This is a genomic window from Agromyces sp. Marseille-Q5079, from assembly GCF_051016555.1.
Taxonomy (GTDB): domain Bacteria; phylum Actinomycetota; class Actinomycetes; order Actinomycetales; family Microbacteriaceae; genus Agromyces.
Map to the genome: position 1 here is coordinate 70,085 of NZ_JBPEJF010000004.1, position 23,698 is coordinate 93,782.

Here is a 23,698-nt window from a genome sequence, read left to right on the forward strand (position 1 = left end):
TCCGCTTCGGATGAGGCCGGAGGCCGACGCACCGGTACGATAGACCCCCGTGGCTCTCACTATCGGCATCGTCGGCCTGCCCAACGTCGGCAAGTCCACCCTCTTCAACGCCCTCACCAAGAACCAGGTGCTCGCGGCGAACTACCCGTTCGCGACGATCGAGCCCAACGTGGGGGTCGTGAACCTGCCCGATCCGCGCCTCGAGACGCTCGCCGGCATCTTCGGCTCGGAGCGCATCCTGCCCGCCGCGGTGTCGTTCGTCGACATCGCCGGCATCGTGCGCGGCGCCTCCGAGGGCGAGGGCCTCGGCAACAAGTTCCTCGCGAACATCCGCGAGGCCGACGCGATCGCGCAGGTCGTGCGCGGCTTCGAAGACGCCGACGTCGTGCACGTCGAGGGCACCGTCGACCCGAAGTCCGACATGGAGACCATCAACACCGAGCTGATCCTCGCCGACCTCGAGACCCTCGAACGCGCCATCCCGCGCTTCGAGAAGGAGATCAAGGGCAAGAAGCTCGACCCCTCGGTGCTCGAGGCCGCGAAGGCGGCGCAAGACGTGTTGCAGCGCGGAACGCCGCTGTCCGCGGCATCCGTCGACTTGGCGCCCGTCAAGGAACTCGGCCTGCTCACCGCGAAGCCCTTCATCTACGTCTTCAATGTCGACGAGACGGTGCTGACGGATGACGCGAAGAAGGCCGAGCTCGCGGCGCTCGTCGCCCCCGCCGAGGCCGTGTTCCTCGACGCGAAGATCGAGTCCGAGCTCATCGACCTCGACCCCGCGGATGCCGCGGAACTGCTGGCCTCGACCGGCCAGGAGGAGTCCGGCCTCGACCAGCTCGCCCGCATCGGCTTCGACACCCTCGGGTTGCAGACCTACCTCACGGCGGGCCCCAAGGAGTCGCGCGCATGGACGATCCACAAGGGCGACAAGGCCCCCCAGGCCGCCGGCGTGATCCACACCGACTTCGAGCGCGGCTTCATCAAGGCCGAGGTCATCTCGTTCGCCGACCTCGTCGAGACCGGCTCGGTCGCCGAGGCGCGCGCCAAGGGCAAGGCCCGCATGGAGGGCAAGGACTACGTCATGCAGGACGGCGACGTGGTGGAGTTCCGCTTCAACGTGTGACGCGCGGCCAACTCCCGTGACTTTTCGGGGCTGGTGGTGGTCCTCATGAATGACGAGTCCGCAAAGAGTCCGCGGGAGTTTTTACGGAGGCCAACGCGGCGCGCAGTAGTCCGCCCGCCGCGGCGCGCGTCTTGTCCTCGGCCGTGGGCCACAGACGCGCGTAGGTCTGGAGCCGCCACCAATGGCCGACGGTGTTCTGGTGCGGCGGCATCCCGGAAGGCGCGGGGAAGAGCCACTGCTCCGACCCGTAAACTCCGATCTCCTCGAAGTGACGGCTGAGCATCTGAAGTAGCTCATCCGCAAGGAACACCGTCCGCTCGGGACCGTATATCGGTGCTGAGATCCCGACATTTCCACCGGGTGCGCGTTGGACCTGCCGAACTACGCGGAGTTGGCGCAGAGGAAACTCGACGTCCGCCGCCTTCACCGCCACCCCGATCGGGTCTAGGCGGATGGACCTTATGCCTTGCCGGGTTGCTGAACGTTCGTTTATGATACTGAACGTGCGTTTAGCCGATGGGGATCTGACGGCAAAGGCGCGTATTCGTGATGCGGCTTTGCACCTCTTCGGGCGCGAGGGATATGCGGCCACCTCCGTGCGTGCAGTCGCGACGCTCGCTGGGGTCAGCCCTGCGCTGGTGGTGCACCATTTCGACTCGAAGGATGGGCTGCGCTTGGCCTGCGATGAGTACGTGGTCAGTCAGTTCCTCGGGCGGAAGGACGAGCTCGCGAGCGGTGACTCGGCGATGGCAATCCAACGCTGGCTCGCGGATGTCGACACCTATCGTCCATTGATCGATTACACGTCACGCATGCTCACGTCGAGCAGCCCCGCAGCAGATGAACTCTTCGACGCACTCCAGGCGGGGACGGCGGCGATGATCGATGAGCAGGTCGCGGCAGGGATCATGCGTGACCCGGCCGATCGTTCGGTGACAGCGCTGTATCTGACCTTGTACGGGGTGGTGCCGCTGGTGATGCATCATCAGATCACACGTGCCCTCGGAGTAGAGCAACTCAGCGCGGAAGGGATCCGTCGCTCGACGGTGCCGATCCTCGACCTGTACACGCACGGCCTCTACACGGACGATCGTTTCCTCGTCGCCGCGCAGGAGGCACTCGCGCGAACGAGTGGCCCTCGCTCCGATAAGGGCGAGAACGACCCGAATCAGGACCCGGATCCGCCGCACGGTGCCGGTTCTTGATCATTCGGAGACTTCTCTTCCTTGAAAGGAGCATGGGCGATGACCCCTGCCATCGAAACACTCGGTTTGAAGAAACGGTACGGATCGCACGAGGCGATTCACGACCTCAACATTGCAGTGGAGCCTGGAACTGTGTTCGGGCTGATCGGCCCGAACGGCGCTGGGAAGACGACCACACTACGGACGCTGCTCGACATCATTCGGCCGTCGTCGGGTCAGGCACGGGTACTGGGGCAGGATCCGCGGATCGGTGGTGCAACGCTTCGGCGCCGGATCGGTTACGTGCCGGGTGAGCTGCGTTTGGAGGGGCGCATCCGCGGCCGAAATCTCCTGCGACATTATGCGGAGATCAGCGGCACCGTCGCGCCAGGCGTGATCGAGGGTCTCGCCGATCGGCTCGGGCTGGATCTGAATCGACAGGTGCGGACACTGTCCAAGGGCAACAAGCAGAAGCTCGGCCTCATCCAAGCGTTCATGCACCGCCCGGAACTGCTCGTGCTGGATGAGCCGACGAGCGGGTTGGATCCGCTGGTGCAGCGGGAGTTCCTCGAGATGGTGCGCGAGGCCCGCTCGGCCGGGCAGACGGTGCTGTTGAGTTCGCATGTGCTGAGCGAGATCCAGCAGACCGCGGACCACGTCGCCGTACTCAACGAGGGCCGGATCGTCGCGGAAGGCGCCGTCGCCTCGCTACGCCTTGGCCGGGTTCGGCGTGTCAGGGTGAGCCTTGATCGGGCTGATCCCGATGCTGTTCGCGATGAGCTCGCGACCATCCCGGGCCTTCGAGATGTGGTGATCACCGGTGAGGGCGTTGCACGGGTGACTGCGACGCTCGACGGGGACATAGACCCGCTCGTGAAGCTCTTCGCTCGGCATGAGGTCAGTGATCTCGTCGTGGAGGAGCCCGACCTCGAGGAGTCCGTCCTGCAGCTCTACGGTGGTTCCTCGAGCACCGGCCATGGCGCGGGGGTGCACCGTGGTTAGGGCGCTTCCGGTGTTCCGTCGTTCGATCGGCGACTCCTGGCGATCGTTGGTCGGGTGGAGTCTCGGTGCTGCTGCAGCCCTGTTCCTGTATCTCCCGCTGTTCCCGAGCATCGGCGGCAAAGGGGAGATGCAGCAGATGATCGACAGCATGCCCGAAGAGTTGGTGAAGACGCTCGGCTACGAGCAGATCGCCTCTGGCCCCGGATACGCGCAGAGCACGTTCTACGGGTTGATCGGGTTCTTACTCCTCGTCATCGCGGCCACTTCCTGGGGTTCGTCCGCGATCGCCGGCGCAGAGGAATCCGGCAAGCTGGAGCTCACGCTCGCCCATGGCGTCGGACGCAGCCAGTACGCCCTCGAATCGGCGCTCTCCGTGCTGGTGCGGCTTGCGTGGCTGGGACTGCTGGCGGGCGGCATCGTGCTTGTGCTGAACGAGCCGTCCGAGCTCGGCATCGACCCGCCGAATGTGTTCGGTGTGTCGGCGGCTCTGGTGGGGTTGGCGTTCGTGTCCGGCACGATCGCGCTCTTGGTCGGTGCCGCGACGGGCCGGCGCGTCCTCGCGACCGCTGCGGGCGCCGGGGTCGCGGTGATCGGCTACGTGTTCAACGCGATCGCCAACCAGGTCGAGGACGCCGAATGGTTGCGCGCGTTGTCGCCGTACTCATGGGCGTACCGCGAGCTTCCGCTGATCGACGGCACGGACTGGGCGGGCCTCGGGCTGCTGTGGGGCCTCGGCGCCGTGTTCGTCGTCGCCGCGACGCTGGCCCTCCGCCAGCGCGACATCACCGGCTGAGAGCCGCGATGGGGGTGCGGCACTCGGTCGCACCCCATCGCCAGGCCCCCATGACATCCGTGGCAGTTCACGCGAGTTGGGCGAAGTCCTCGGCGTTCGATGTCGGGCCGACGATGAGGATCTTGTCGCCCGGCCCGAGCATGGTGTCGGCATCGGCATTCTGCCAGGCGCTTTCGGGGCGTTGGAACGCGGCGATCGTCACGCCGTAGGTCTTCCGGATGCCGGTATCACCCAGACGTACGCCATGCAGGCGTGCGGGGGCAGCAGTCTTCACCAAGGCGTAACCGCGGTCGATCTCGAGGAAGTCCATCGCGGCACCGCGGACGAGATGTGCAACCCGTTTGCCCATGTCCTTCTCGGGGTAGATGACGTGGTGCACGCCGAGCTGTTCGAGGATGAGGCCGTGCCGGTCGTCGACGGCTTTGGCCCAGATCTGCGGGATCTTCATACTCAGAAGCGCCGAGCACGTGAGGATCGAGGCTTGGATATCGCTGCCGATGGCGACGACGACACGATCGAACTCGTTCACGGCCAGCTGGCGGAGAGCTTCCTCTTTCGTGGAGTCCGCACGCACGACCTGTGTCAATTGACTGTTGAGGCTCTGCACGATGTCTTCGTTGGCGTCGATGCCGAGGACTTCGGTGCCACCCGCCATGAGCTCCACCGCGAGCGAGTTCCCGAAACGGCCCAGGCCGATGACGGCGACGGAATTCGCCTCGGCGATGCGGCGGGCAGTGTCGCCGAAACGCGTGAACCTAACCAATGGCGGGCCTCTCTTTCGGAAGTTCGTACAGGATACGGCGCTGTCGGAGAGCGATCGCAGAACCGAGCGTGAGCGGTCCGAGCCGGCCGAGGAACATCAGCACCGTGAGGATCAGCTCTGCAGCTGGCGGTAGTGCGCCGGTGATCCCGGTGGACAGGCCCACCGTCCCGAACGCTGAGACGGCTTCGAAGAGGACCCGGTCCAGATCCAGGCCGGTGATCAGCATCAGGGCGATCGTTGCCGTGAACACGGCGCCCACTGCGAGGAGGACGACGGTGATCGCCTGTCGGTGCACGGCTCGGGAGAGGCGTTTGCCGAAGATGTTGACGGCTCCTTCGCCGCGGAGTTCGGTGAGCATGATGAAGAAGAGCACGGCGAAGGTGGTGACCTTGATGCCGCCCGCGGTTCCGGCCGGGCCGCCGCCGATGAACATCAGCACGTCCATGCCGATCCAGGTCTCCTCGCGCATCGCGCCGATGTCGACCGAATTGAATCCCGCGGTCCGGGTCTGCACCGACTGGAAGAACCCGGCGAGGAGCCGCCCGGCCGGATCAAGGCTGCCGAGCGTGTCGAGGTTGTCCCACTCGAGGAGGGTGATGTAGGCGGTGCCGGCGATCAGCAGCACGACGGTTCCCCAGAGCACCAGTTTCGTGTTCATCGACCAGTGCAACGGCCGTGCGAATTCCCTCCGGAGCTGCATGATGACCGGGAAGCCGAGGCCGCCCAGGATGATGGCGGCAGCGATCGGAAGGCAGATGAACGGGTCGTCGACGAAGCCCATGAGGTTGTCGGTGTAGAGCGCGAAGCCGGCGTTGTTGAACGAGGACACGGCGTGGAACATCGCATGCCAGCTCGCCGCGCCGAGGTCGTACCCGTAGCCGAACAGGAAACGGGGTAGCAGAAGCATGAACACGGCGGCTTCGATGAAGAATGAGATCAGCACGATGCCACGGACGAGGCCGCGCACGTCGTCGAAGCCGACGGCTTTCGCCTCGGCGGCCGCGTTCATTCTCGAGCGCACGGAGAGTCGCCGTGCCAGGGCCAGGCCGATGAGTGAGGCGAAGATCATGATCCCGAGCCCGCCGAGCTGAATGAGCGCCAGGATCACCACCTGTCCGAAGGGACTCCAGAAGGTGGCGGTGTCGACGACGGTCAGGCCTGTCACGCAGACGGCCGATGTGGCGGTGAACAGCGCATCGATGGGGTCGGCCCACGCACCCGACGAGGTCGACATCGGAAGCATCAACACGAGCGCGCCGATCACGATGGCCGTCGCGAAGCCCAGGACGACGGCTTGTGCGGGGTGCAAGGCGACCTGCAACCGACGCGATCGGCGGCGCCACACCGCGCCCCGTTGCATGCCCACAGAAGGACTCTACCCACCCCCGGGCGCGACGCCGGGGGAACCGGTCAACGGTCGAGTTCGAGACGGGACCACGCACGGGTCGTGGCCAGCCAGCACACCGCCGGGATGATGAGGGAGAGCAGAAGCTGCACGGGGCTGACGGGTTCGAGTCGCATCGCCCAGATGGCAGGGGCGGCGAGCGGCATCCACCCGCCGATGCCGGCAACGACTCCGACCTGGGCGATCACGACGATCCCGATCGTGGTGGCGATTCCAGGCAGGAGCCCCCGCCCGAGTGTGGTTGCCCACGCGGCTGGGACCGCGAGGAGTGCCGTGAAGACGGTGAGCACGAAGAGTTGGCCGAGGAGACCGGCCGCTGCAGCGTCGGGTCCGTAGCCCAGGATGAGGCCGAGCATGCCGAAGGTGAGCGTCAGGGCGGCCGCGGTGAGGATCGCCCAGCCGAGGTAGATGCTCAGTTTCGCTGAGGCGATCGTGCTGCGGCGCACGGGGAGCGCGAAGAGGCTGGTGATGGTGCCGTCGAGGAACTCCCGGCCGAAGATCCAGCTCACCGCGATACCGAACGCGGCAAGGCCCCCGGCGGACGTGACCTGCATGACGATGTTCGCCAGCAGCGGCCAACCGGTTGCGTCGGCGAGGGGACCGAGCTTGGCGAGGATCTCTTCCCTACCGATGCGCGCGGCGAATATGAGGGCGCCGGCGAGGACGGAGATGCCGGCGATCAGCAGCACTGTTACCGAACGGAACACCCGCGAAGCGGCGGCCTTTCGCAACTCTGTTGCCAGGGCGATCTGGAGGTTGTTCATCGTCGGCCCTCATCGTCGGCATGGACAGCGTGGAAGAAGGCGCGCTCGAGGTCGGGGGTTCGCGGGTCGAGGGTGCCGATGAGTCGCCCGTGATTCATCACCGTGATCCGATCGGCGATTCGGGCGACCTCGTCGAGGTGGTGGCTGGAGACGAGAATCCCCGCTCCCGCGTCACGTCGGCGGAGAATCGCTTCGCGGAGCAGGATCACACCTGCGGGGTCGAGCGAGCTCGAGGGTTCGTCGAGCACGATCAGCTCAGGATGATGCTGGAGGGCGGCAGCCAGGCCGAGTCGTTGCCGGTTGCCCTGCGAGAGACGGCGCGACAGCACGTGTGCGTACGCGCCGAGCTCGAGCTCGCTGATCGCCTGGTCGACCGTCGCGGGGATCTGGTGGCGGTCGACCAGGCGAAGCTGAGCGGCCATGGTGAGGTTCGCCCGGACGCTCAACTCGGGGTAGGCGAACGGGGTCTCGATCAGATGACCGACACGAGCCCAACGCTCAGCTGGCAGCCCGCCGAGGGCGACTCCGCCTATCGATATGCCGCCGTGGTCCGGGCGAAGCATGCCGAGGAGGAGACGCATCAGGGTGGTCTTGCCAGCGCCGTTGAGACCGACGAGCGCATGGACCTGCCCGGGATCGACGACCAACCCGACGTCCTCGACAGCGTGTGTGGGGCCGAACCTGCGGCACAGCCCGTGTGCTGCCAGCCGAGCGGTCATGCAAGGTCCCTTCGGGCGGTGACGTGTTCGCGGAGGCGGCGCAGTCGACGGAAGTAGCGGGCTTGCCAGCTCACCAGTATCGACGCGGTGATGATCGATATCGTCGAACCGAGGAGGACGGCGAGCGTGCCCTCGTCAGCAATTTCGGGCGCGGCGTGGAACGCGAGCTCGTTCATGAGCAGCGAGACGGTGAAGCCGATGCCGCCAAGCGCGCCCGCGGTCACGAGTCCACCGAACGTGAGAAGCGGCGGGTGCCCGCTTCGATCAAGCCGGTCGGCCAACCATCCCCCGGCTACGATGCCCAGCAGCTTCCCGATCGGCAGAGCGAGGGTAATTCCCCAGAACGGTGCCGCGAAGTCGCGGATACCGAGGTGCGGGATGACCACGAGCGCGGCGGAGAAAGCGAACAGCGGCAGGATGAACCCGTTCGTGACCGGCTCGAGCGCATGCCGGACGGAAGCCGCGGGCGGGCGGTGCATCGCCAAGCCGAGCGCGACCCCCGCGATAGTCGGGTGTACACCGGAGGCAAGGACGAACCCCCACACGACGAGGCCGACCAGGATCATCGCGGCCCCGATGGGCGCTCGCTTGCGGCCGTCGAGGTGGCGGCTCAGCAGGGCGAAGACCGCGACGCCGATCGCGGCGCAGAGCAGCGCGAGAATATCGGGATCGTCGGTGAAGAGCACGGCGATGAAGGCGATACCGACGATGTCGTCGAGAATCGCCAGGGCGAGAAGGAACACTCGGAGGCGTCCGGGCAGACCGTGCCCGAACACGGCGAGGATGCCAAGAGCGAAAGCGATATCGGTCGCGGTCGGGACAGGCCACCCCGATTCGTATCCGGAGCCGGTCGTGACCGCGAGGTATATCGCGATCGGCAGGACCACGCCGCCCGCGGCGGCGATCGCAGGTTTGGCCGCCTTGGCCAGCGTGTTCAGTTGCCCATCGGCGAGCTCGTGCTTGAGTTCGATTGCGGCGACGAAGAAGAACACTGCCAGCAGCCCGTCGCTTACCCAGTGCCCGGTCGACAAGTAGAGCGGGGTTCCCGGGATACCGACGTGCAAGTCTTGGACAGCGAAGAGAGCCGGCCCAACCGGAGAGTTGGCGAGGACCAAGGCAAGTATCGCCGCCATGAGGAGGGCGACCGCGGCAGCACGCGGTGAGCGAAGAATGGACACGGGCCACCAATCCGGTCAGCGAAGCTTCGAGAGCGACCGACTAGTCGCCCGCCGACCAGACTTCCCGGCGCGCCAACATCAGTCTATCGACGGATGATCACCCTCTGACAGGAGACGTTCTGAGTGTCGTGGTGCCGCCGTCGTGGGCGATCTATCAACCGAGGAGCGAATTCGCCGCTCCCGAAAGTCGATCCATAGCTGCGACCGCTGACGTCGTTCAGCGGATGGTTCTGTCCGGTGGGAACAGCTCGAGGAGGATCGCCGGGATGCGGACGCTGCGAAGTTGATCACGGTCTGCGCCTAGCCAGTGAACGAATGAGAGTTCCCGCGGCTCAGGGCGTCGGAGCGGCGATCTGTGCTCGGGCAGTGGCGACCGCGCGATGCTGGTCCTCATTCGTCATATAGACATGATCGGGAATCAGTCCCAGCCTGACAAGGTGTCGCTGGATGACATCTTGATCAAGTGCCTCGTCGCTGGAGTCATCAAGCGTGCTCATCCAGCCCCTCCAGATGTGTTTCTCCGTGTCGTCGACCGATGGAACTTGGAAGTCCTGAGCGGCTTGCCCGAACGATGCCATCGCCGTGGTCTTTGCGGTGATCTCGGCGTCGAAGGAAGCGACACTCAGTTCCCAGTTGGCCAAGGTGGAAACCATATTCAGCGTCTCATCCCAAGTCATATCGCCGCCTCGTCCGTCGATGTGCGCCTGGACCTGTGCGATGCAGTACTCGGCGTTTCCAAGCTCCAACCCGAACTTTGGCGCTGTCGCAGCAACCGCTCGTGCTGCTTGTTCGGCGGCGGCAACTCGCTGCCAGCCCTCGGCTTCGGCATCTCGTCGACCTGCCGTGGGCCCGGGCACCGATGGTCGACCTACTGCAGAAGCTGTGAGACCTCCCACCACGCTGCTGGCAGCGTTCGAGCCGATATTGAACGCCCAGAACGCCCCCGTCGTCATACTTGCTGCAGCAGCGGCCGGGAAGACCGCAGCGGCCCCAGCACTAATCAGCACTGCCGCTAACGTGCCGATCACGATGCCTTCGACGAGATTCTGGCTTGCTGCGGCCTCGTTCCCCTCCGCCAGCTTGGTGCTGTGTCGATCCCATGCCGCGCCCCACCGCGTCGCGAAAGTGGTTCGCTTCTCGCGGTAGGAACCTATAGCTGCGTCGGCGGTGCCGTTGTAAACCGCGATGTTCGCGAGCCTGGCTGTGGTGCTCGCCCGGATGTGCTCAGCCCTGGCTAGGGCAGTACCCGCCAAGGCCGGCGCCGGCGGGCGAGCCGCGCCATCGTCCCTCTGTGCCACGATCGCTGGCGCTATGGCGTTGGCGACCGCCCGGTTCCCTGCCCAACGTTGTAGACCGAGGATCGGCTGAAGACCCGTGGCGTCCTTCGGAACTCGCTGAGCAGGGGTTGGTTTGGCCTGATCGACGTCGGTCCTTGCGAGGTGCAGATCCATGCTCACCTACTTCGCTCTGCGTCCAGTATCGGGAGACCGCGAGTCCACCGGACGACCGAAGGTGCAACCGATCGTGCAATTGCTGCCTCCCGCATCACCCGTCGACCCGTGGCCGTACAAACCGCCAACCGCTAAACAGTCGCCCAGTCCATGACGGATGGGTGAGTGGTCAGAGGGGATCCGAGGCGCTGCCTCCCTCGCCGGGTGCGGCGAAACGGAATCGGAAGTCGTGCAGATATTCACTGGCTGCTGCCGGGTCAGCGAGTGCTCGTCGGGTCACAGCCTTCCGCCAGTCGCTCCAGCGCGCGGGGTCGGAGTCCAATGATCCCTGAAACAGGATCAGGCCGTCATCCGGGTTGCTCTCGAGGGCGATGTACTGCTCCGTCATGAAGTACGCGGTCCGGAAGCCCTCTTCGAGGCTCAGCACGTGTAGCGCTGCGAGGGTGCGTCCAGATTGATTCTGGACAGGAACACGCTTTCATGCTATAGACATCGTCGCGGTTTGGTGGGACCCTCGGAGGTAGCCCGGGCGCCTGACTCATCGCAACATGTTGGGGGCATCATGACCCGTCGTCGATCCATCAGCCTCATGGCCGCAGCGCTCGTCGCTTCGGCCACGTTCGGTGCGTACGGCATCACCGCCGCACCGTCTTCCGCATCGGCCGCACCCCCGGTCGCAGCGGACGCCACCGAGATCACCCACTGGAACGCGGTCGCGGCGTCGACGCTCGCCGCCGTCCCCGGGCCGAACGGTGGTGCACCCCCCGCCTTCCAGATCAACATGGGCATGACCCAGGGTGCCGTGTACGACGCGGTCAATGCGATCGGTCCCAAGCAGTATCGGCCGTATCTCCTCGACCGGCGTTTCGGGGCGAAGGCCTCGACGGACGCTGCGGTGGCGACCGCCGCCTACGACGTGCTCTCCGCGATCGTCTCGAGCGCGCCGGAACGTGCGCCGTTCCTGAACCGCGATGCACTCCTCGACACGCTCGACGCCGAGTACGACGACTCGCTCGGGGCGATCGACAACGGCCAGTTCAAGAACCAGGGCATTTCCGCAGGGCACGCCGCCGCCGACGCGATGCTCGCGGCGAGGGCGGATGACGGGCGGTTCGGTCCGTCGCAGTGGGTGCCCGATGGTTCGGCCGGTCACTGGACGCCGCTCCTGAATGCTGCGGGGATGCCGCTCCTCGACCCGACTCCGTGGGTGGGCGGCGTCGAGCCGTTCTTCATCGAGAGCGCCTCGCAGTTCCGCACCGTGCCACCGCTCGAACTCGACAGCGACGCGTACGCCGAGGAGCTCGCCGAGGTTCAGGAACTGGGTCGAGCCGTGGGGTCCACGCGTTCGGATGACGAGACCTACATCGCGAAGTGGTGGCAGAGCGCCCCGATCCTGAGCTGGAACGAGGTCTCACGACAGCTCATCGAGCGGAACGACCTGAACGCCGCCGACAGCGCGAGGCTCCTGGCGCTGCAGAACCTGAGCGGCGCCGATGCGGCGATCAACTGCTGGAACGACAAGTACTACTACGATTTCTGGCGGCCGTGGAACGCGATCCCGCGGGCGGATGAGGACGGCAACGCCGACACCGTCGCCGAGCCGGGCTGGACGGCCTTGATCACCGCGCCGTACCCCGAGCACCCGTCGGGGCACAACTGCCTCGACACCGCCCACGTCACCATCCTGCGCATGTACTTCGGTGACGTGATCGAGGGCGGCTTCCAGATCACGAGCGCGTCCGGCCTGCTCGCTCCGACCGAGCAGAAGGTGCGCACGTTCGACACGTTCTCGCAGCCGCTCGCCGAACTCATCGACGCTCGCATCTGGGCGGGCCTGCACTTCCGCCATGCGGACGTCCAGGGCCAGCAGCTCGGCGTGAACGTCGCCGAGTACGGGGCCGAGCACTACCTCGGGGCGGTCGGTCGCTGAACCGGACGCTCCCGCACCGCGAGGCGGTGCGGGAGCGTCCGTGAACGGGGCGTCCGCGTCGTCAGCGCTCGGTTCCGTCCGAGGTGCGAGGAGCGGGAGCGGGCGGCGTCTCGGCGCCGGCCGTGGTCGTTCCCGTCGGTCGTCCGTCCTGGTCGACGGGCGTTGCGGCCTCGGCGGACCGAGTGGCGGACCGACCGTCGTCGAAGACGGGGGCCACGTGACTGCCGGCCCGACGAGGCTGGACCGTCTCGGTCTCGGTCTCGGCAGCGGGCGCGGCGGGCGCGGATGTCGCGGTCCGGTCGCCGTCGGCGACGTCGGGATCGACATCCGCCGCCTTCTGCGCCTGGCGGTCGGCCTCCTGCTGGAGGCCGGCGGCGCGCTCGTTGCGTTCGGCGCCCTCGCGGGCCAGCTGCTCGGCCTCCAGACGGGCGCGCTCTGCGTCGGCCTCGGCCTGTGCGGCGCTCGACTGTGCGGCGAGGCGGTCGGCCTCGGCCTGCGAGGCGGCCGCAGCCTGTTCGCGGGCGTCGCGCGCGGTCGCATCCGCCTTCTCACGCAGCTCCGCTGCGTGCCGGCGGTCGGCCTCGACCTTCGCCTCTGCGCGACGCCGTGACGTGCCGACCACGGCGATGACGACGATGATCGCGATCACGACGATCCCGACGATGATCCAGATCCAGATGCTCGAATCCATGGCGTGTTCCACCTTTCCGGGTTGCCGCCATTCAACGCGTCGCGTCACCCGGCGGCCAAGGGGTTGTGCCGCGCGGGCGTTTCTGCCACGGTCACGCCTGGGCGCCGAGCGAATGAACGCCGAGGGGGTGGATGTGTCGAGCACGCGAGGACGCGCGTGCGACCTCAGACGGCCAGATCCGCGCGGTCGCCGCGCCGGTCAGCTGCGTCCAGTGCGGTGATCGCCGCCCGGCGGCCTTCCGCGATGAGTCGGGACGCATCGGACATGGTCCACTGGGCCATGCCCTCCATCTCGGGCTGGATGAGCACGACCGAGGGGTCGTTCGCCAACTCCTGCGTGCGGCTGACCGTGCGCATCATGCGCACGTTCTCCCATTTCGCGTGCAGCCGCACCACGATCACGCGGGACGCGCCGAGTTCGCGGGTGGCGGTGACGGGCACGTTGTCGACCATGCCGCCGTCGGCCAGCAGGGCGCCGTCGCGGCGCACCGGCGGGAGCAGGCCGGGCACGGCGATCGACGACCGGAGCGCCACGCTCAGGGGGCCGCGGTCGATCGTCACGGCGCGACGCGTCCGGAGGTCGGTGGCCACGGCGCCGAACCTGCGCGGAAGGTCCTCGATGAGCGGATCGCTGCCGAACGCACGACGGACCGCCTCGTCCATCGCTCGCGCGTCGAGCAGCCCCCAGCGCGGAGTGAACGACCAGCGTGCGATCGCGCGCCACCGGAACGAGAGGGCGACCCGCTCGATCTCCTGCGGCTCGAACCCGGCCGCGTACGCGGCGGCGACCATCGCGCCCGAACTGGTGCCGGCGACGATCCCCGGGCGGATGCCCCGCTCCTCGAGCACCTGCAGCACGCCGACGTGCGCGGCGCCGAACGCAGCCCCGCCACTGAGTGTGAGGCCCAGCGTCTGGTCGTCTGCCATGCGTCCCCTCCCGGTGGCTCGCTCGCGAATCTATCGTGACCGCGTGGGATGGCTCTGGGTGCCGGCAGTGAGGTTCCTGAATGCGACCCGAAGCGACCCTCCGGGAGGTCGTCGGAATTCCGCTCGGGGCGTGCAAGACTCGCGTCAGACGCGACACAGGCAGGGTGTGAGGATCGCCAGCACCGACGCCGCCGCCGACATGACCGAGGGGATGGCGATGCCCGACGACGCCGACGCCGAGCCCGCCGCCCCGGCGACCGACGACGAGGTCGCCTGGTTCACCGACGCCGTGCGCGAGTACTCGACCCCGCTCGTGCGCTACTTCGCCCGTCGCGGGCCGCGCCAGGACGCCGAGGACCTCGCCGCAGAGGTGTTCGCCACCGCATGGCGGCGTCGTGCCGACGTTCCCCGCGAGGCGGTGCTGCCGTGGCTCTACCGCACGGCGGGCTTCACGCTCGCGAACCACCGGCGCAAGCAGGTCGACCTGCCCGTGGAGGACGTGCCCGAGCGCGGCGCGGTCCGAGTCGCGGAGGACCCCGAACTGAGCGCGCTGTTCGACGACGAGGTGCGGGGGGCGCTCGCGAGCGTCGGCGAGCGCGACCGGCGCATCCTGCTGCTGCACGCCTGGGAGGGCCTCGACGGCGAGGAGCTCGCGACGGTGCTCGGCATCTCCCGATCAGGGGCGGATGCTGCGCTCTCGCGCGCCCGCAAGCGGCTCCGCGACGCGTGGGGCGAGCGGCTGTCGTTCTAGGCGCCGCTGCAAGATCCGGACCCGCTGCGACACATCCTCCAGTGAACGCGAACTCCAGCACCGCGCACTCCGGAGGGTGATCCCCATGAACGACGACCACGAGCTCGATCCCGAGGCGCGGCTGCGCGCCGCAGACCCCGCCGCCGGCGTCGAGCCCCGCGAGGGATTCGTCGACGAGGTCGTCGCCGCGGCGACGGGCGGGGCGACCGCGGCCGACGCATCCGCGGCATCCGGAGCCGGCACCCCGCAGGTGACCGACCTCGCCGCCGAGCGTGCACGCCGCCGCCGGCGCTGGATCCCGATCGCCGCGGTCGCGGCATCCATCGTCGTCTTCGGTGGGGCGGGGTACGCCGTGGGGTCCGCGAACGGCGGTTCGACGAACCTCGCGGATGCCGCGGCGCCGCCGATCTCGCTGCAGGGCACGTCGAACGGCGCGGTGCCCGAGCAGGATGCCGCGCAGTCCGGCGCCGGCGCCGCCGAGTCGCAGAAGCTCGCGGGCGACATGATGTACCCCTACGGTTCGGGCCGCAACGCGTTCCAGTCCTCGGGGCTCGCCACGACGACCGGCACCGCGGCCGGATACGGCTACGACGCCCCATCCGCGTCGAACCCCGAGACGGTCGCGGCGCTCGCGACGGCGCTCGGGGTCGAGGGCACGCCCGAACTGAAGGACGGCTCGTGGGTCGTCGGGCCGCAGGACGGCTCGGCGGAGAGCCTCACCGTCGGCCTCGACGGCATGCTGAGCTTCTCGTACTACGACCCGAGCATCGACCCGTGGTCCTGCCCCACGACCGACGGCGGTGACGGCGCCGACGGCTCCGAGGGCGGGGGCGAGATCGACCCGGGCGTCGTCGAGCCATGCGAGCCGACCGGGACGCCCCCGAGCGAGGACGTCGCGATCGACGCACTCCGCGCGGTCATCACGTCGGCCGGCCGGGACGCCGACGCGTTCGAGTACACGTCCGAGACCTGGGAGGGTTCGGTGACCCGCACCGCGCAGGCGTGGCCCGTCGTCGACGGCCAGCGACTCGACCAGGCCTGGAGCGTCGAGGTCTCGGAGGAGGGCCTGCTGAGCGCATCCGGAGCCCTCGCCGAGCTCGTGCCGCTCGGCGACTACGAGATCGTGAGCGAGCAGACGGCGTTCGAGCGGCTGTCCGATCCGCGGTTCGGTGCCCAGATGACGACCCTGCCGATCGCGTACCGGGCGGATGCCCCCGCCGAGGCGACGACCGAGTGGGTGCCGCCGACCGAGCCCCCGGCGGCTCCGGCGGCGGGGACGTCCGTGTCCTGGCCGGTGAACGACGTCGAGATCGTGAGTGCCCGACTCGGCCTGGCGAGCCAGTGGCAGGCCGACGGCAGCGTGATCGTCGTCCCGGCCTACGAGTTGACGGATGCCGCGGGCGGAACGTGGTCGGTCATCGCGGTCGCCGAGTCGATGCTCGACTTCGCCACGCCCGTCGAGTGAGCGGCCGGGCCGGGGTCAGACGCCCGCGGCAGGCTCGTCCGTGAGGCGCGGCTCCGTGCGGAACTCCGGACGGAACCCCGCCTTGTCGGCGTAGAAGGCGCGGATGCGGTCCATGTCCGAGCCCACCTCGCCGGTGAGGTCGATCGTCGGGCCGAGGCCCGCGGTCATGGTCGTTCGGTCGACGTACCCGAGGGTGAGCGGCATGCCGGCCTCCCGGGCGATGCGGTAGAAGCCCGACTTCCAGGTCGTGTTCGCGCCGCGCGTGCCGTCGGGCGTGACCACCAGGCCGAACACCTCGCCGCCGCGGATGCGCGCGACGACCTCGCCGACGACGCGACTCGGATCCGCTCGGTCGACCGGGATGCCGCCGAGCCCGCGCATGATCGGTCCGCGCCAACCGGTGAACAGGCTCTTCTTGCCGAGCCAGCGGAACTCGATGCCGAGTCGCCATGCGATCGCGAGCATGAGCACGAAGTCCCAGTTCGAGGTGTGCGGTGCGCCGATGAGCACCGTGGGGCGATCGGGCGCCGGCTCGCTGGAGAGGGTCCATCGACTGCAGGCCCAGTAGACGCGGGACAGCAGTCGTCGGAGCATCCGGCCAACGTATGGGATCGCATATGACCCGGCGGGCATGCGCCCGCTTCGCGGTGTCGCGAGGCGTCGGGGATACGGCAGGATTGGTCGGATGAGCAACCCTGTCACCGTGCACCTGCGCTATGAGATCGACGCCGACAAGATCGAGGAGTTCCGCGACTACGGGCAGCGCTGGATCCGCCTCGTGAACCGGCTCGGCGGCACGCACCACGGCTACTTCCTGCCGAGCGAGGGCGACAGTGACGAGGCGTTCGCGCTCTTCACCTTCCCGTCGCTGGCCGACTACGAGCAGTACCGACTCGCCGCCGTCGACGACCCCGAGTGCGTCGAGGCGTACCGGTTCGCCGTCGAGACGAAGTGCATCCGCCGCTACGAGCGTCGGTTCCTCTCTCCCCAGTTCGCGTAGGCGCGACCGGCCGTGACGGATTCGACGACCGTCCGCGGCGGCTCCTGAGGGCCATGACGACCGGATGCCGCGGCTGAGCTCCCAGCCGGCGCTGGCTAGGGTTGACCGGTGACTGCAACACTCGTGGCCCAGGGCCTCGCGGGCGGATACGCCCACCGCACCCTGTTCGAAGACCTCGACCTCACGGTCGCGCCCGGCGACGTCATCGGCGTCGTCGGCGCGAACGGGGCGGGCAAGTCGACCCTGCTCGGCATCCTCGGCGGGGCGATCCCCGCGCTGGCCGGCACCGTGGCGCTCGCGCCGTCCGACGCCTTCGTCGGGTGGCTGCCGCAGGAGCACGAACGCGTCGAGGGCGAGACGATCGCCCAGTACGTCGCACGCCGCACGGGGTGCGCCGAGGCAACCGCCCGCATGGATGCCGCGGCCGCGATGCTCGCGATGACCGATCTCCCCGACGGCGTCGACGCCGGCGAGGAGTACTCGGTCGCGCTCGAGCGCTGGCTCGCATCGGGCGCCGCCGACCTCGACGAGCGGCTGCCGGCCGTGCTCGCGGAGCTCGGGCTCGCCGTGGGAACGGTGGGAGCTGCCGCCGACGGGGCGGCGATCACCCCCGACTCGCTCATGACCGGGCTCTCTGGAGGCCAGGCCGCGCGGGTCGGCCTCGCGGCGCTCATCTGTTCGCGCTTCGACATCGTGCTGCTCGACGAGCCGACGAACGACCTCGACCTCGACGGGCTCGCCCGCCTCGAGGCGTTCGTCGCCGGCCTCCGCGGCGGCGTCGTGCTCGTCAGCCACGACCGCGAGTTCCTCGCGCGCACGGTGACGAAGGTGCTCGAGCTCGACCTCGCCCAGCACTCGAACCGCGTCTACGGCGGCGGGTACGACGCCTACCTCGAGGAACGCGAGACGGTGCGCCGTCATGCCCGCGATGACTACGAGGAGTTCGCGTCGAAGAAGTCAGACCTCGTCTCCCGCGCCCGCGTGCAGCGCGAGTGGTCGAGCCAGGGCGTGCGCAACGCGATGAAGAAGTCGCCCGACAACGACAAGATCCGCCGCAAGGCCGCGTCGGAGTCGAGCGAGAAGCAGGCGCAGAAGGTGCGCCAGATGGAGAGCCGCATCGCCCGCCTCGACGAGGTCGAGGAGCCCCGCAAGGAGTGGAAGCTCGAGTTCACGATCGGCCAGGCGCCGAGGTCGTCGGCGGTCGTCGCGACGCTCGCCGCGGCATCCGTCACCAGGGGCGACTTCACCCTCGGGCCGGTGTCGCTGCAGGTCTCGGGCGGCGACCGCATCGGCATCACCGGGCCGAACGGCGCCGGCAAGTCGACGCTGCTCGGCCTGCTGCTCGGGCGCATCGAGCCCGATGCCGGGCGGGCGAGCCTCGGCTCGTCGGTCGCGATCGGCGAGATCGACCAGGCGCGGTCGCAGCTCGCGGGAGCCCAGCCGCTCGCCGACGCGTTCGAGGCGCTCGTGCCCGAGCTGAGCTCCGGCGAGGTGCGCACGCTGCTCGCCAAGTTCGGGCTCAGGGCCGACCACGTGCTGCGCCCCGTCGACGCCCTCTCGCCGGGGGAGCGCACCCGCGCCGGCATGGCCCTGCTGCAGGCGCGCGGCGTCAACGTGCTCGTGCTCGACGAGCCCACGAACCACCTCGACCTGGCCGCCATCGAGCAGCTCGAGGAGGCGCTCGAGGGCTACGAGGGCACGCTGCTGCTCGTCACGCACGACCGGCGCATGCTCGAGCACGTCACGCTCGACCGGCGCTGGCACGTCGAGGGCGGTCACGTCACCGAGGCGTGAACGCACGCGTCGTGGACGCGCTGGGCCCGTGGCCTCCGCTCGTCGCCACAGGTGATCGACCGCAACGTCAGGAAATCTGCGGTCACTGGCAGTCACACGCGCTGCACGGCCCGGCCGGCGTTTGGCACCATGAGGGCATGACGCATCTCATCCTCCCCGGAATCGGGGGTTCCGGGCCCGATCACTGGCAGACGCAGTGGGAGCGCATCCTGCCCGCGAGCGTGCGCATCGCGCCCTCGTCGTGGGACCGACCGCGTCTCGACGACTGGCTCGCCGCCGTCGACCGGGCGAGCGTCGAGGCCGGCCCCGACACCGTGATCGTCGCGCACAGCATGGGATGCCTCGTCGCGGGCGAATGGCTCGCCCGCAATCCGGGCCGGGCCTCCGCCGTGCTGCTCGTGGCCCCGCCCGACCCCGACGGCGAGCGGTACCCCGACGAGGCGTCCGAGTTCGCCCGCATCGGGCGGCATCCGCTCGGGCTGCCCTCGCTCGTCATCGCCAGCGACGACGACCCCTACGGCAGCGTCGCGTACGCGGCGGGGCTCGCCGAGGTCTGGGGCGCCCGGTTCACGTCGGTCGGCGCCCACGGGCACCTCAACGCGACGAGCGGACTCGGCACGTGGCCCGAGGGGCTGCAACTCCTCGACGAGCTCGTCGGGGCGAGTCGACCGGTCGGCTGAACCGTCGCGGTGGTCGGCCGGCTCGTGCGCACCCAGGAGAATGGTCGCTCAGCTCATCGTGTCGAGGCACGCGACCTGCTCGACCCAGCCGTAGCCGTAGTCGTCGTTTCCGAAGACGACCGGCGTCTCCTCGGAGGCGAGGACGTGCTCGATCTCGATGGTCGCCTCTTCGTCGCCGGGCCAGGCCTCGGCGTCGTTGCTGTAGGCGACGGTCACCTCGAGGGTGCCGCAGTCGGCCTCGGTGAACAGGGCGGTCTGCCAGCAGCCGCTGGCGTACCCGTCGGAGCAGAGGTCGTCGTAGCGGTTGTCGGTGTAGTACTCGAGCGCGGCCGGGAAGTCGAACTGCGTCTCGCCGGACTGGTACCGCTCGACCGTGGTGCTGTCGGCCTGCTGCTGCACGGAGCCGACGGTCGTCGACACCAGCCTCACGGCGCCGATCGACGCGAACGTGATGAAGGCGACGATCGCGAGCGTGCCGACCGCGATGCCCGAGATGGCGAGCCACCCGAGGCGACGCCGGGTGGGCGCTGCCGGCGCGACGGGCGCACCGACGGCCCCGGCGCCGGCGCTCGCCTGCTGGAGCAGCACGGCACGCGCGAACGCGAGCGTTCGAGCCCACGCCTCGGCCTGCTCCCGCTGCGCTGGATCGGTGTATCGCGAGGGGAGCCGCGCCCACGACTCCGCGGCGTAGGCGCGCTCGACGAGCTCGAGGGTGATCGGGGCATCGGGGAAGATGCGCAGCACCTGCCGCGCGGAGTTCGGGTCCACAGCGCGATCGTAGTGGTGGCCGTCGACTGGGGCCAGCCCACGCCGCGACGGGGTGCTCCCTTCGGGATGTCGGCCGGCTGTGCGAGGCTGGACGCATGCCGGAATCACCGGAGGTGCAGGCCCTCGCCGATGAGCTCGACGCGCGCATGCGCGGCCACGAGATCACCGCCGTCGATGTCGTCGAGTTCCGCATCGGCAAGACCAGGTCGCGCCCGCCCGAGTCCCTCGTCGGCCAGCACGTCGTCGACGTGGCCCGTCACGGCAAGCTGCTCGACATCGGGTTCGGTGACGGCGATCGCCTCGTCGTCTCCCTCGGACGGCACGGCTGGGCACGATGGGCGGGCGCCGACACCGCGACGGATGCCGCGGCCGACGCCCAGGCGACCACCGGCGATGACGCGGCGGCGGTCTCCGAGCCCCCGCCTCCCACGCTCGCCACACTCGTCTTCGACGACGGCACGGCGGTCGAACTGACGGATGCCGGCAACTGGGTGTCGCTCGGCGTCTGGGTCGTCGACGACCCGACCGAGGTGCCGGCGGTGTCCAAGCTCGGTCCCGATCCGGCGGCCGCCGACTTCTCTCGCGCGCAGTTCGACCGGGCGTTCGCTGGCCGTCGCAAGCAGGTCAAGGCGGTGCTGCAGGAGCAGGAGTCGCTGGCCGGCATCGGCAACGCGTACTCCGACGAGATCCTCCACGCGGCGAAGATCTCGCCGGTCGTGCACGCGGCCGCACTCGGCGACGACGAGCTCGACCGACTGTTCGACGCGACCGTCGGCGTCGTCTCGAGCGCGATCGCAGCACGGCACGGCATCCCGATCGATCGGCTGAAGGCGACCAAGGTCGCGGCCATGCGCGCGCACGGACGCTCCGGCGAGCCCTGCCCGGTGTGCGCCGACACGATCCGGGACTTCTCGTTCGCGAGCACGACCGCGCAGTACTGCCCGACGTGTCAGACGGGCGGCGAGCTGCTGCCGCTCAAGCCCGCCTGACGAGCGGGCTCGTCGCGCCGACGCGTCGGCGGACGAGCGGGACCGGTGGAGGCGAGGAGCCGCTCACGCCGGGATGGGCGTCGCGCGACCACCGAGCACGCGGCTGATCGCCTCGGGAGCCGCGGTGAACCGACCCGGCCGGCCCTCGGACGTGAGGTACTGCACGCGGATGCCGCGGCCGATGCGGGTCACCTTCGTGACCTCGTAGACGTGACCGGCGACGTTCACGAGGGTGTCGCCCACCTCCAGGTGGCGGGCCTGCCGCAGTTCGATCGTCTTCATAGTGAGACGATCTCACCAACCACCGACATTCGAGTCGGAGCCGACGGTGGGCTCAGCCGAGCGCGTCCAGCCGCTTCGCGAGCTCCTCGTCGTCGCGGACGAACCACACGTGGTCGCCGCGATTGGACTCCCGGACGTAGTCGCGCAGGGCGTCGCTCTCGGCCACGTACTCGCCGAGGTCGCCGACGATCGCGAGGCGGATGCGGTAGTTCACGAGCTTCTGCGTGAAGGCGCCCGCGAGCCCGGTGGAGAGATCGAAGAAGGCTGGGTCGAACCGGTCGACCGGGACCGCCGCGGTCTTCGCGGCGTGCGACCAGACGCTGCCGATGAGGTCGATCGCATCGTCCTCGCTCGAGATCGGCTCGCCCTCGGCCGGAAAGGGGTACACCTCGACGTGGTCGCGCTGGTCATTGCCCATGGGTCGACCCTAATCGCGGCCACGGCGGCGAGGAAGACGTCGTCGGGCCCGAGCCGTGCTCGCGCGTGCCGGTGGGCAGTGGCACGATGAAGGGGTGCCCGAGCTGCCGGAGGTCGATGCGCTCGCCGCGTTCCTCCGCGAGCGGGCGGTCGGGCACGCGATCACGTCGGCCGCGGTCGCGGCGATCTCGGCCCTGAAGACCTTCGATCCGCCGCTCAGCGCCCTCACGGGCGGCACCATCGCTGCCGTCGCGCGCCACGGCAAGTTCGTCGACCTGCAGGTCGACGCAGGCGGAGCCTCGCTGCACCTCGTATTCCATCTCGCGCGTGCGGGGTGGCTGCGATGGTTCGAGGAGGTGCCCAAGACCGTCCTCAAGCCCGGCAAGGGCCCGATCGCGCTGCGCGTGAAGCTCGACGACGGCGCGGGCTTCGACCTCACCGAGGCCGGCACGAAGAAGTCGCTCGCGGTGTACGTCGTCCGCGATCCGCGGGAGGTGCCCGGCATCGCGCGTCTCGGGCCCGATCCGACGGCCCCCGACTTCACGCTCGCCGACTTCCAGGCGGTGCTCGACGGGCGCCGCACCCGCATCAAGGGCGTGCTCCGCGACCAGTCGGTCTTCGCGGGCATCGGCAACGCCTACTCCGACGAGATCCTGCACGAGGCGCGGATGTCGCCGTACGCGCTGGCGGCGACGCTCACGCCCGAGCAGGTCGCCACGCTCTTCACGGCGCTGCGCGAGACCCTCGCCGAGGCCGTGCAGACGGCATCCGGGCGCCCGCCCGCCGACCTCAAGGACGCGAAGCGTCGCGGCATGCAGGTGCACGGCCGCACCGGGCAGGCGTGCCCCGTCTGCGGAGACACCGTGCGCGAGGTGCGGTTCGCCGACTCGACCTTCCAGTACTGCCCGACATGCCAGACGGGCGGCAAGCCGCTCGCCGATCGCGTGCTCTCCCGCCTGCTCAAGTAGCGGAGCCGGCACCCTCGGCGTGTCGGAGGTCGCTGCGAGACTGGAGTCGATGAACGACGAGTACTTCACCGACCGCGTCCTGCTCACCCCGCTCACCCTCGACCACGTCGACGAGCTGCACCGGGTCTACGGAGACCCCCGCACCTGGCAGCACCTGCCATCGGGGCGTCACGCCGATCGCGGGCAGTCCGCGCAGGCGATCGAGCGTGCGGCGCAGAGCCGGCGAGAGCACGGTTTCGGCATGAACGCCGTTCGGCTTCGCGAGCCCGTCGGCGAACTCGCTCCTGGCGGATTCGTCGGCTCCGCCGGCGCGAACATGCTGCCGTTCGGCGCGTGGAACCTCGGCTACCGGTTCGCGCCCGAGGCGTGGGGTCACGGGCTCGCGCTCGAGGCCGCCCGGCTCTCGCTCGCCGCCGCGACGGAGGCGGCTCCCGACGCTCCGGTCACCGCGCGCGTGCTCGCGAACAATCCCGCGTCGATCCGCGTGCTCGAGCGGCTCGGACTCGACCTCGCATGGCGCGGCACGTCGTCGGACGAACCGGCCGACGCCCACGACACCACCCACCTCGAACGGCTCGTCTTCACCGATCGCGCCCTCGACGACGACCTGCTCGAGGCCGTCATCGCCCTCGGCTGACCCGAGGCCGTTCGAGAA

At 69.1% G+C, this 23,698-nt stretch carries 26 protein-coding genes; 13 read left to right on the forward strand and 13 right to left on the reverse strand.

The annotated features are described in order from the left end of the window. The first annotated feature begins 49 nt into the window (after positions 1 to 49). The 4 genes from ychF to ACR3IO_RS10980 all read left to right on the forward strand — a co-directional run bounded on the left by ychF (position 50) and on the right by ACR3IO_RS10980 (position 4,102). On the forward strand, positions 50 to 1,123 hold the full coding sequence (ychF, locus tag ACR3IO_RS10965; RefSeq protein ID WP_434071245.1) for a redox-regulated ATPase YchF: 1,074 nt from the start codon (positions 50 to 52) through the stop codon (positions 1,121 to 1,123). A gap of 491 nt (positions 1,124 to 1,614) precedes the next feature. After that, complete coding sequence (locus tag ACR3IO_RS10970; protein WP_434071246.1) at positions 1,615 to 2,328, forward strand: TetR family transcriptional regulator; 714 nt, start codon at positions 1,615 to 1,617, stop codon at positions 2,326 to 2,328. 39 nt (positions 2,329 to 2,367) lie between these two features. Continuing rightward, positions 2,368 to 3,309: an ABC transporter ATP-binding protein gene (locus ACR3IO_RS10975; protein ID WP_434071247.1), complete on the forward strand. Its 942-nt coding sequence runs from the start codon at positions 2,368 to 2,370 to the stop codon at positions 3,307 to 3,309. 10 nt (positions 3,310 to 3,319) lie between these two features. Continuing rightward, entirely contained in the window at positions 3,320 to 4,102 is a 783-nt protein-coding gene (locus tag ACR3IO_RS10980) for an ABC transporter permease subunit (RefSeq protein WP_434071248.1), read from the forward strand. Between the two features lie 67 nt (positions 4,103 to 4,169). Here ACR3IO_RS10980 and ACR3IO_RS10985 read toward each other — a convergent pair whose 3' ends face one another. The 7 genes from ACR3IO_RS10985 to ACR3IO_RS11015 form a co-directional block, all read right to left on the reverse strand. Beyond that, positions 4,170 to 4,865 (reverse strand): potassium channel family protein, encoded by a 696-nt coding sequence (locus tag ACR3IO_RS10985; RefSeq protein ID WP_434071249.1) that lies wholly within the window; start codon positions 4,863 to 4,865, stop codon positions 4,170 to 4,172. Then, complete coding sequence (locus tag ACR3IO_RS10990) at positions 4,858 to 6,225, reverse strand: TrkH family potassium uptake protein (protein WP_434071560.1); 1,368 nt, start codon at positions 6,223 to 6,225, stop codon at positions 4,858 to 4,860. The genes ACR3IO_RS10985 and ACR3IO_RS10990 overlap by 8 nt, the downstream gene beginning before the upstream one ends. A gap of 50 nt (positions 6,226 to 6,275) precedes the next feature. Then, positions 6,276 to 7,034: an ABC transporter permease gene (locus tag ACR3IO_RS10995; RefSeq protein ID WP_434071250.1), complete on the reverse strand. Its 759-nt coding sequence runs from the start codon at positions 7,032 to 7,034 to the stop codon at positions 6,276 to 6,278. Beyond that, positions 7,031 to 7,753 carry an ABC transporter ATP-binding protein gene (locus tag ACR3IO_RS11000; RefSeq protein WP_434071251.1) on the reverse strand — a complete coding sequence of 241 codons (723 nt, stop codon included), beginning with the start codon at positions 7,751 to 7,753 and terminating at the stop codon, positions 7,031 to 7,033. Before ACR3IO_RS11000 ends, ACR3IO_RS10995 begins: the two co-directional genes overlap by 4 nt. Next, positions 7,750 to 8,931, reverse strand: a complete 1,182-nt coding sequence (locus tag ACR3IO_RS11005; protein ID WP_434071252.1) for a Na+/H+ antiporter NhaA — start codon at positions 8,929 to 8,931, stop codon at positions 7,750 to 7,752. Before ACR3IO_RS11005 ends, ACR3IO_RS11000 begins: the two co-directional genes overlap by 4 nt. Before the next feature lie 332 nt (positions 8,932 to 9,263). Continuing rightward, complete coding sequence (locus ACR3IO_RS11010) at positions 9,264 to 10,382, reverse strand: hypothetical protein (protein ID WP_434071253.1); 1,119 nt, start codon at positions 10,380 to 10,382, stop codon at positions 9,264 to 9,266. A gap of 169 nt (positions 10,383 to 10,551) precedes the next feature. Next, a complete protein-coding gene (locus tag ACR3IO_RS11015) occupies positions 10,552 to 10,809 on the reverse strand; it encodes a hypothetical protein (protein WP_434071254.1) in 258 nt (85 codons plus the stop codon). A 135-nt stretch (positions 10,810 to 10,944) separates the two neighbouring features. Here ACR3IO_RS11015 and ACR3IO_RS11020 point away from each other — a divergent pair, with 135 nt between their 5' ends. Continuing rightward, positions 10,945 to 12,312, forward strand: coding sequence for a vanadium-dependent haloperoxidase (locus tag ACR3IO_RS11020; protein WP_434071255.1), 1,368 nt, complete (start codon positions 10,945 to 10,947; stop codon positions 12,310 to 12,312). A 61-nt stretch (positions 12,313 to 12,373) separates the two neighbouring features. Here ACR3IO_RS11020 and ACR3IO_RS11025 read toward each other — a convergent pair whose 3' ends face one another. Both ACR3IO_RS11025 and ACR3IO_RS11030 read right to left on the reverse strand, forming a co-directional pair. Next, positions 12,374 to 13,003, reverse strand: a complete 630-nt coding sequence (locus tag ACR3IO_RS11025) for a hypothetical protein (RefSeq protein WP_434071256.1) — start codon at positions 13,001 to 13,003, stop codon at positions 12,374 to 12,376. 164 nt (positions 13,004 to 13,167) lie between these two features. Beyond that, positions 13,168 to 13,929 carry a patatin-like phospholipase family protein gene (locus ACR3IO_RS11030; RefSeq protein WP_434071257.1) on the reverse strand — a complete coding sequence of 254 codons (762 nt, stop codon included), beginning with the start codon at positions 13,927 to 13,929 and terminating at the stop codon, positions 13,168 to 13,170. A gap of 166 nt (positions 13,930 to 14,095) precedes the next feature. Between ACR3IO_RS11030 and ACR3IO_RS11035 the strand changes: the two genes are divergently transcribed. Both ACR3IO_RS11035 and ACR3IO_RS11040 read left to right on the forward strand, forming a co-directional pair. Next, the gene (locus tag ACR3IO_RS11035) at positions 14,096 to 14,680 is read left to right on the forward strand and encodes an RNA polymerase sigma factor (RefSeq protein WP_434071258.1); all 585 of its coding nucleotides are present in this window, start codon (positions 14,096 to 14,098) and stop codon (positions 14,678 to 14,680) included. An 85-nt stretch (positions 14,681 to 14,765) separates the two neighbouring features. Then, positions 14,766 to 16,145, forward strand: a complete 1,380-nt coding sequence (locus tag ACR3IO_RS11040) for a hypothetical protein (protein WP_434071259.1) — start codon at positions 14,766 to 14,768, stop codon at positions 16,143 to 16,145. A gap of 15 nt (positions 16,146 to 16,160) precedes the next feature. Here ACR3IO_RS11040 and ACR3IO_RS11045 read toward each other — a convergent pair whose 3' ends face one another. Next, entirely contained in the window at positions 16,161 to 16,739 is a 579-nt protein-coding gene (locus ACR3IO_RS11045; protein ID WP_434071260.1) for a 1-acyl-sn-glycerol-3-phosphate acyltransferase, read from the reverse strand. Between the two features lie 91 nt (positions 16,740 to 16,830). Here ACR3IO_RS11045 and ACR3IO_RS11050 point away from each other — a divergent pair, with 91 nt between their 5' ends. The 3 genes from ACR3IO_RS11050 to ACR3IO_RS11060 all read left to right on the forward strand — a co-directional run bounded on the left by ACR3IO_RS11050 (position 16,831) and on the right by ACR3IO_RS11060 (position 19,619). Beyond that, positions 16,831 to 17,145 carry an NIPSNAP family protein gene (locus ACR3IO_RS11050; RefSeq protein ID WP_434071261.1) on the forward strand — a complete coding sequence of 105 codons (315 nt, stop codon included), beginning with the start codon at positions 16,831 to 16,833 and terminating at the stop codon, positions 17,143 to 17,145. A gap of 108 nt (positions 17,146 to 17,253) precedes the next feature. After that, positions 17,254 to 18,939 carry an ABC-F family ATP-binding cassette domain-containing protein gene (locus tag ACR3IO_RS11055; protein WP_434071262.1) on the forward strand — a complete coding sequence of 562 codons (1,686 nt, stop codon included), beginning with the start codon at positions 17,254 to 17,256 and terminating at the stop codon, positions 18,937 to 18,939. A 137-nt stretch (positions 18,940 to 19,076) separates the two neighbouring features. Further along, entirely contained in the window at positions 19,077 to 19,619 is a 543-nt protein-coding gene (locus tag ACR3IO_RS11060; RefSeq protein ID WP_434071263.1) for an RBBP9/YdeN family alpha/beta hydrolase, read from the forward strand. 48 nt (positions 19,620 to 19,667) lie between these two features. Here ACR3IO_RS11060 and ACR3IO_RS11065 read toward each other — a convergent pair whose 3' ends face one another. Then, on the reverse strand, positions 19,668 to 20,387 hold the full coding sequence (locus tag ACR3IO_RS11065) for a hypothetical protein (RefSeq protein ID WP_434071264.1): 720 nt from the start codon (positions 20,385 to 20,387) through the stop codon (positions 19,668 to 19,670). A gap of 95 nt (positions 20,388 to 20,482) precedes the next feature. Between ACR3IO_RS11065 and ACR3IO_RS11070 the strand changes: the two genes are divergently transcribed. Beyond that, on the forward strand, positions 20,483 to 21,376 hold the full coding sequence (locus ACR3IO_RS11070; RefSeq protein ID WP_434071265.1) for a DNA-formamidopyrimidine glycosylase family protein: 894 nt from the start codon (positions 20,483 to 20,485) through the stop codon (positions 21,374 to 21,376). Between the two features lie 63 nt (positions 21,377 to 21,439). Here ACR3IO_RS11070 and ACR3IO_RS11075 read toward each other — a convergent pair whose 3' ends face one another. Both ACR3IO_RS11075 and ACR3IO_RS11080 read right to left on the reverse strand, forming a co-directional pair. Further along, a complete protein-coding gene (locus ACR3IO_RS11075; RefSeq protein ID WP_434071266.1) occupies positions 21,440 to 21,658 on the reverse strand; it encodes a hypothetical protein in 219 nt (72 codons plus the stop codon). A gap of 52 nt (positions 21,659 to 21,710) precedes the next feature. Continuing rightward, the gene (locus tag ACR3IO_RS11080; RefSeq protein WP_434071267.1) at positions 21,711 to 22,076 is read right to left on the reverse strand and encodes a DUF4180 domain-containing protein; all 366 of its coding nucleotides are present in this window, start codon (positions 22,074 to 22,076) and stop codon (positions 21,711 to 21,713) included. Positions 22,077 to 22,170: 94 nt separating this feature from the next. Between ACR3IO_RS11080 and ACR3IO_RS11085 the strand changes: the two genes are divergently transcribed. Continuing rightward, the gene (locus tag ACR3IO_RS11085) at positions 22,171 to 23,043 is read left to right on the forward strand and encodes an Fpg/Nei family DNA glycosylase (RefSeq protein WP_434071268.1); all 873 of its coding nucleotides are present in this window, start codon (positions 22,171 to 22,173) and stop codon (positions 23,041 to 23,043) included. Between the two features lie 49 nt (positions 23,044 to 23,092). Then, on the forward strand, positions 23,093 to 23,680 hold the full coding sequence (locus ACR3IO_RS11090; RefSeq protein WP_434071269.1) for a GNAT family N-acetyltransferase: 588 nt from the start codon (positions 23,093 to 23,095) through the stop codon (positions 23,678 to 23,680). Positions 23,681 to 23,698 lie beyond the last annotated feature (18 nt).

Coding starts and splice junctions, on each gene's coding strand:
- ACR3IO_RS11010 (WP_434071253.1), bottom strand. CDS start 10,382: ATGGATCTGCACCTCGCAAGGACCGACGTCGATCAGGCCAAACCAACC.
- ACR3IO_RS11025 (WP_434071256.1), bottom strand. CDS start 13,003: ATGGATTCGAGCATCTGGATCTGGATCATCGTCGGGATCGTCGTGATC.
- ACR3IO_RS11050 (WP_434071261.1), top strand. CDS start 16,831: ATGAGCAACCCTGTCACCGTGCACCTGCGCTATGAGATCGACGCCGAC.
- ACR3IO_RS11070 (WP_434071265.1), top strand. CDS start 20,483: ATGCCGGAATCACCGGAGGTGCAGGCCCTCGCCGATGAGCTCGACGCG.
- ACR3IO_RS11030 (WP_434071257.1), bottom strand. CDS start 13,929: ATGGCAGACGACCAGACGCTGGGCCTCACACTCAGTGGCGGGGCTGCG.
- ACR3IO_RS11075 (WP_434071266.1), bottom strand. CDS start 21,658: ATGAAGACGATCGAACTGCGGCAGGCCCGCCACCTGGAGGTGGGCGAC.
- ACR3IO_RS11045 (WP_434071260.1), bottom strand. CDS start 16,739: ATGCTCCGACGACTGCTGTCCCGCGTCTACTGGGCCTGCAGTCGATGG.
- ACR3IO_RS11080 (WP_434071267.1), bottom strand. CDS start 22,076: ATGGGCAATGACCAGCGCGACCACGTCGAGGTGTACCCCTTTCCGGCC.
- ACR3IO_RS10970 (WP_434071246.1), top strand. CDS start 1,615: ATGATACTGAACGTGCGTTTAGCCGATGGGGATCTGACGGCAAAGGCG.
- ACR3IO_RS10995 (WP_434071250.1), bottom strand. CDS start 7,034: ATGAACAACCTCCAGATCGCCCTGGCAACAGAGTTGCGAAAGGCCGCC.
- ACR3IO_RS11090 (WP_434071269.1), top strand. CDS start 23,093: ATGAACGACGAGTACTTCACCGACCGCGTCCTGCTCACCCCGCTCACC.
- ACR3IO_RS11040 (WP_434071259.1), top strand. CDS start 14,766: ATGAACGACGACCACGAGCTCGATCCCGAGGCGCGGCTGCGCGCCGCA.
- ACR3IO_RS11020 (WP_434071255.1), top strand. CDS start 10,945: ATGACCCGTCGTCGATCCATCAGCCTCATGGCCGCAGCGCTCGTCGCT.
- ACR3IO_RS11000 (WP_434071251.1), bottom strand. CDS start 7,753: ATGACCGCTCGGCTGGCAGCACACGGGCTGTGCCGCAGGTTCGGCCCC.
- ACR3IO_RS11060 (WP_434071263.1), top strand. CDS start 19,077: ATGACGCATCTCATCCTCCCCGGAATCGGGGGTTCCGGGCCCGATCAC.
- ACR3IO_RS10990 (WP_434071560.1), bottom strand. CDS start 6,225: ATGCAACGGGGCGCGGTGTGGCGCCGCCGATCGCGTCGGTTGCAGGTC.
- ACR3IO_RS10975 (WP_434071247.1), top strand. CDS start 2,368: ATGACCCCTGCCATCGAAACACTCGGTTTGAAGAAACGGTACGGATCG.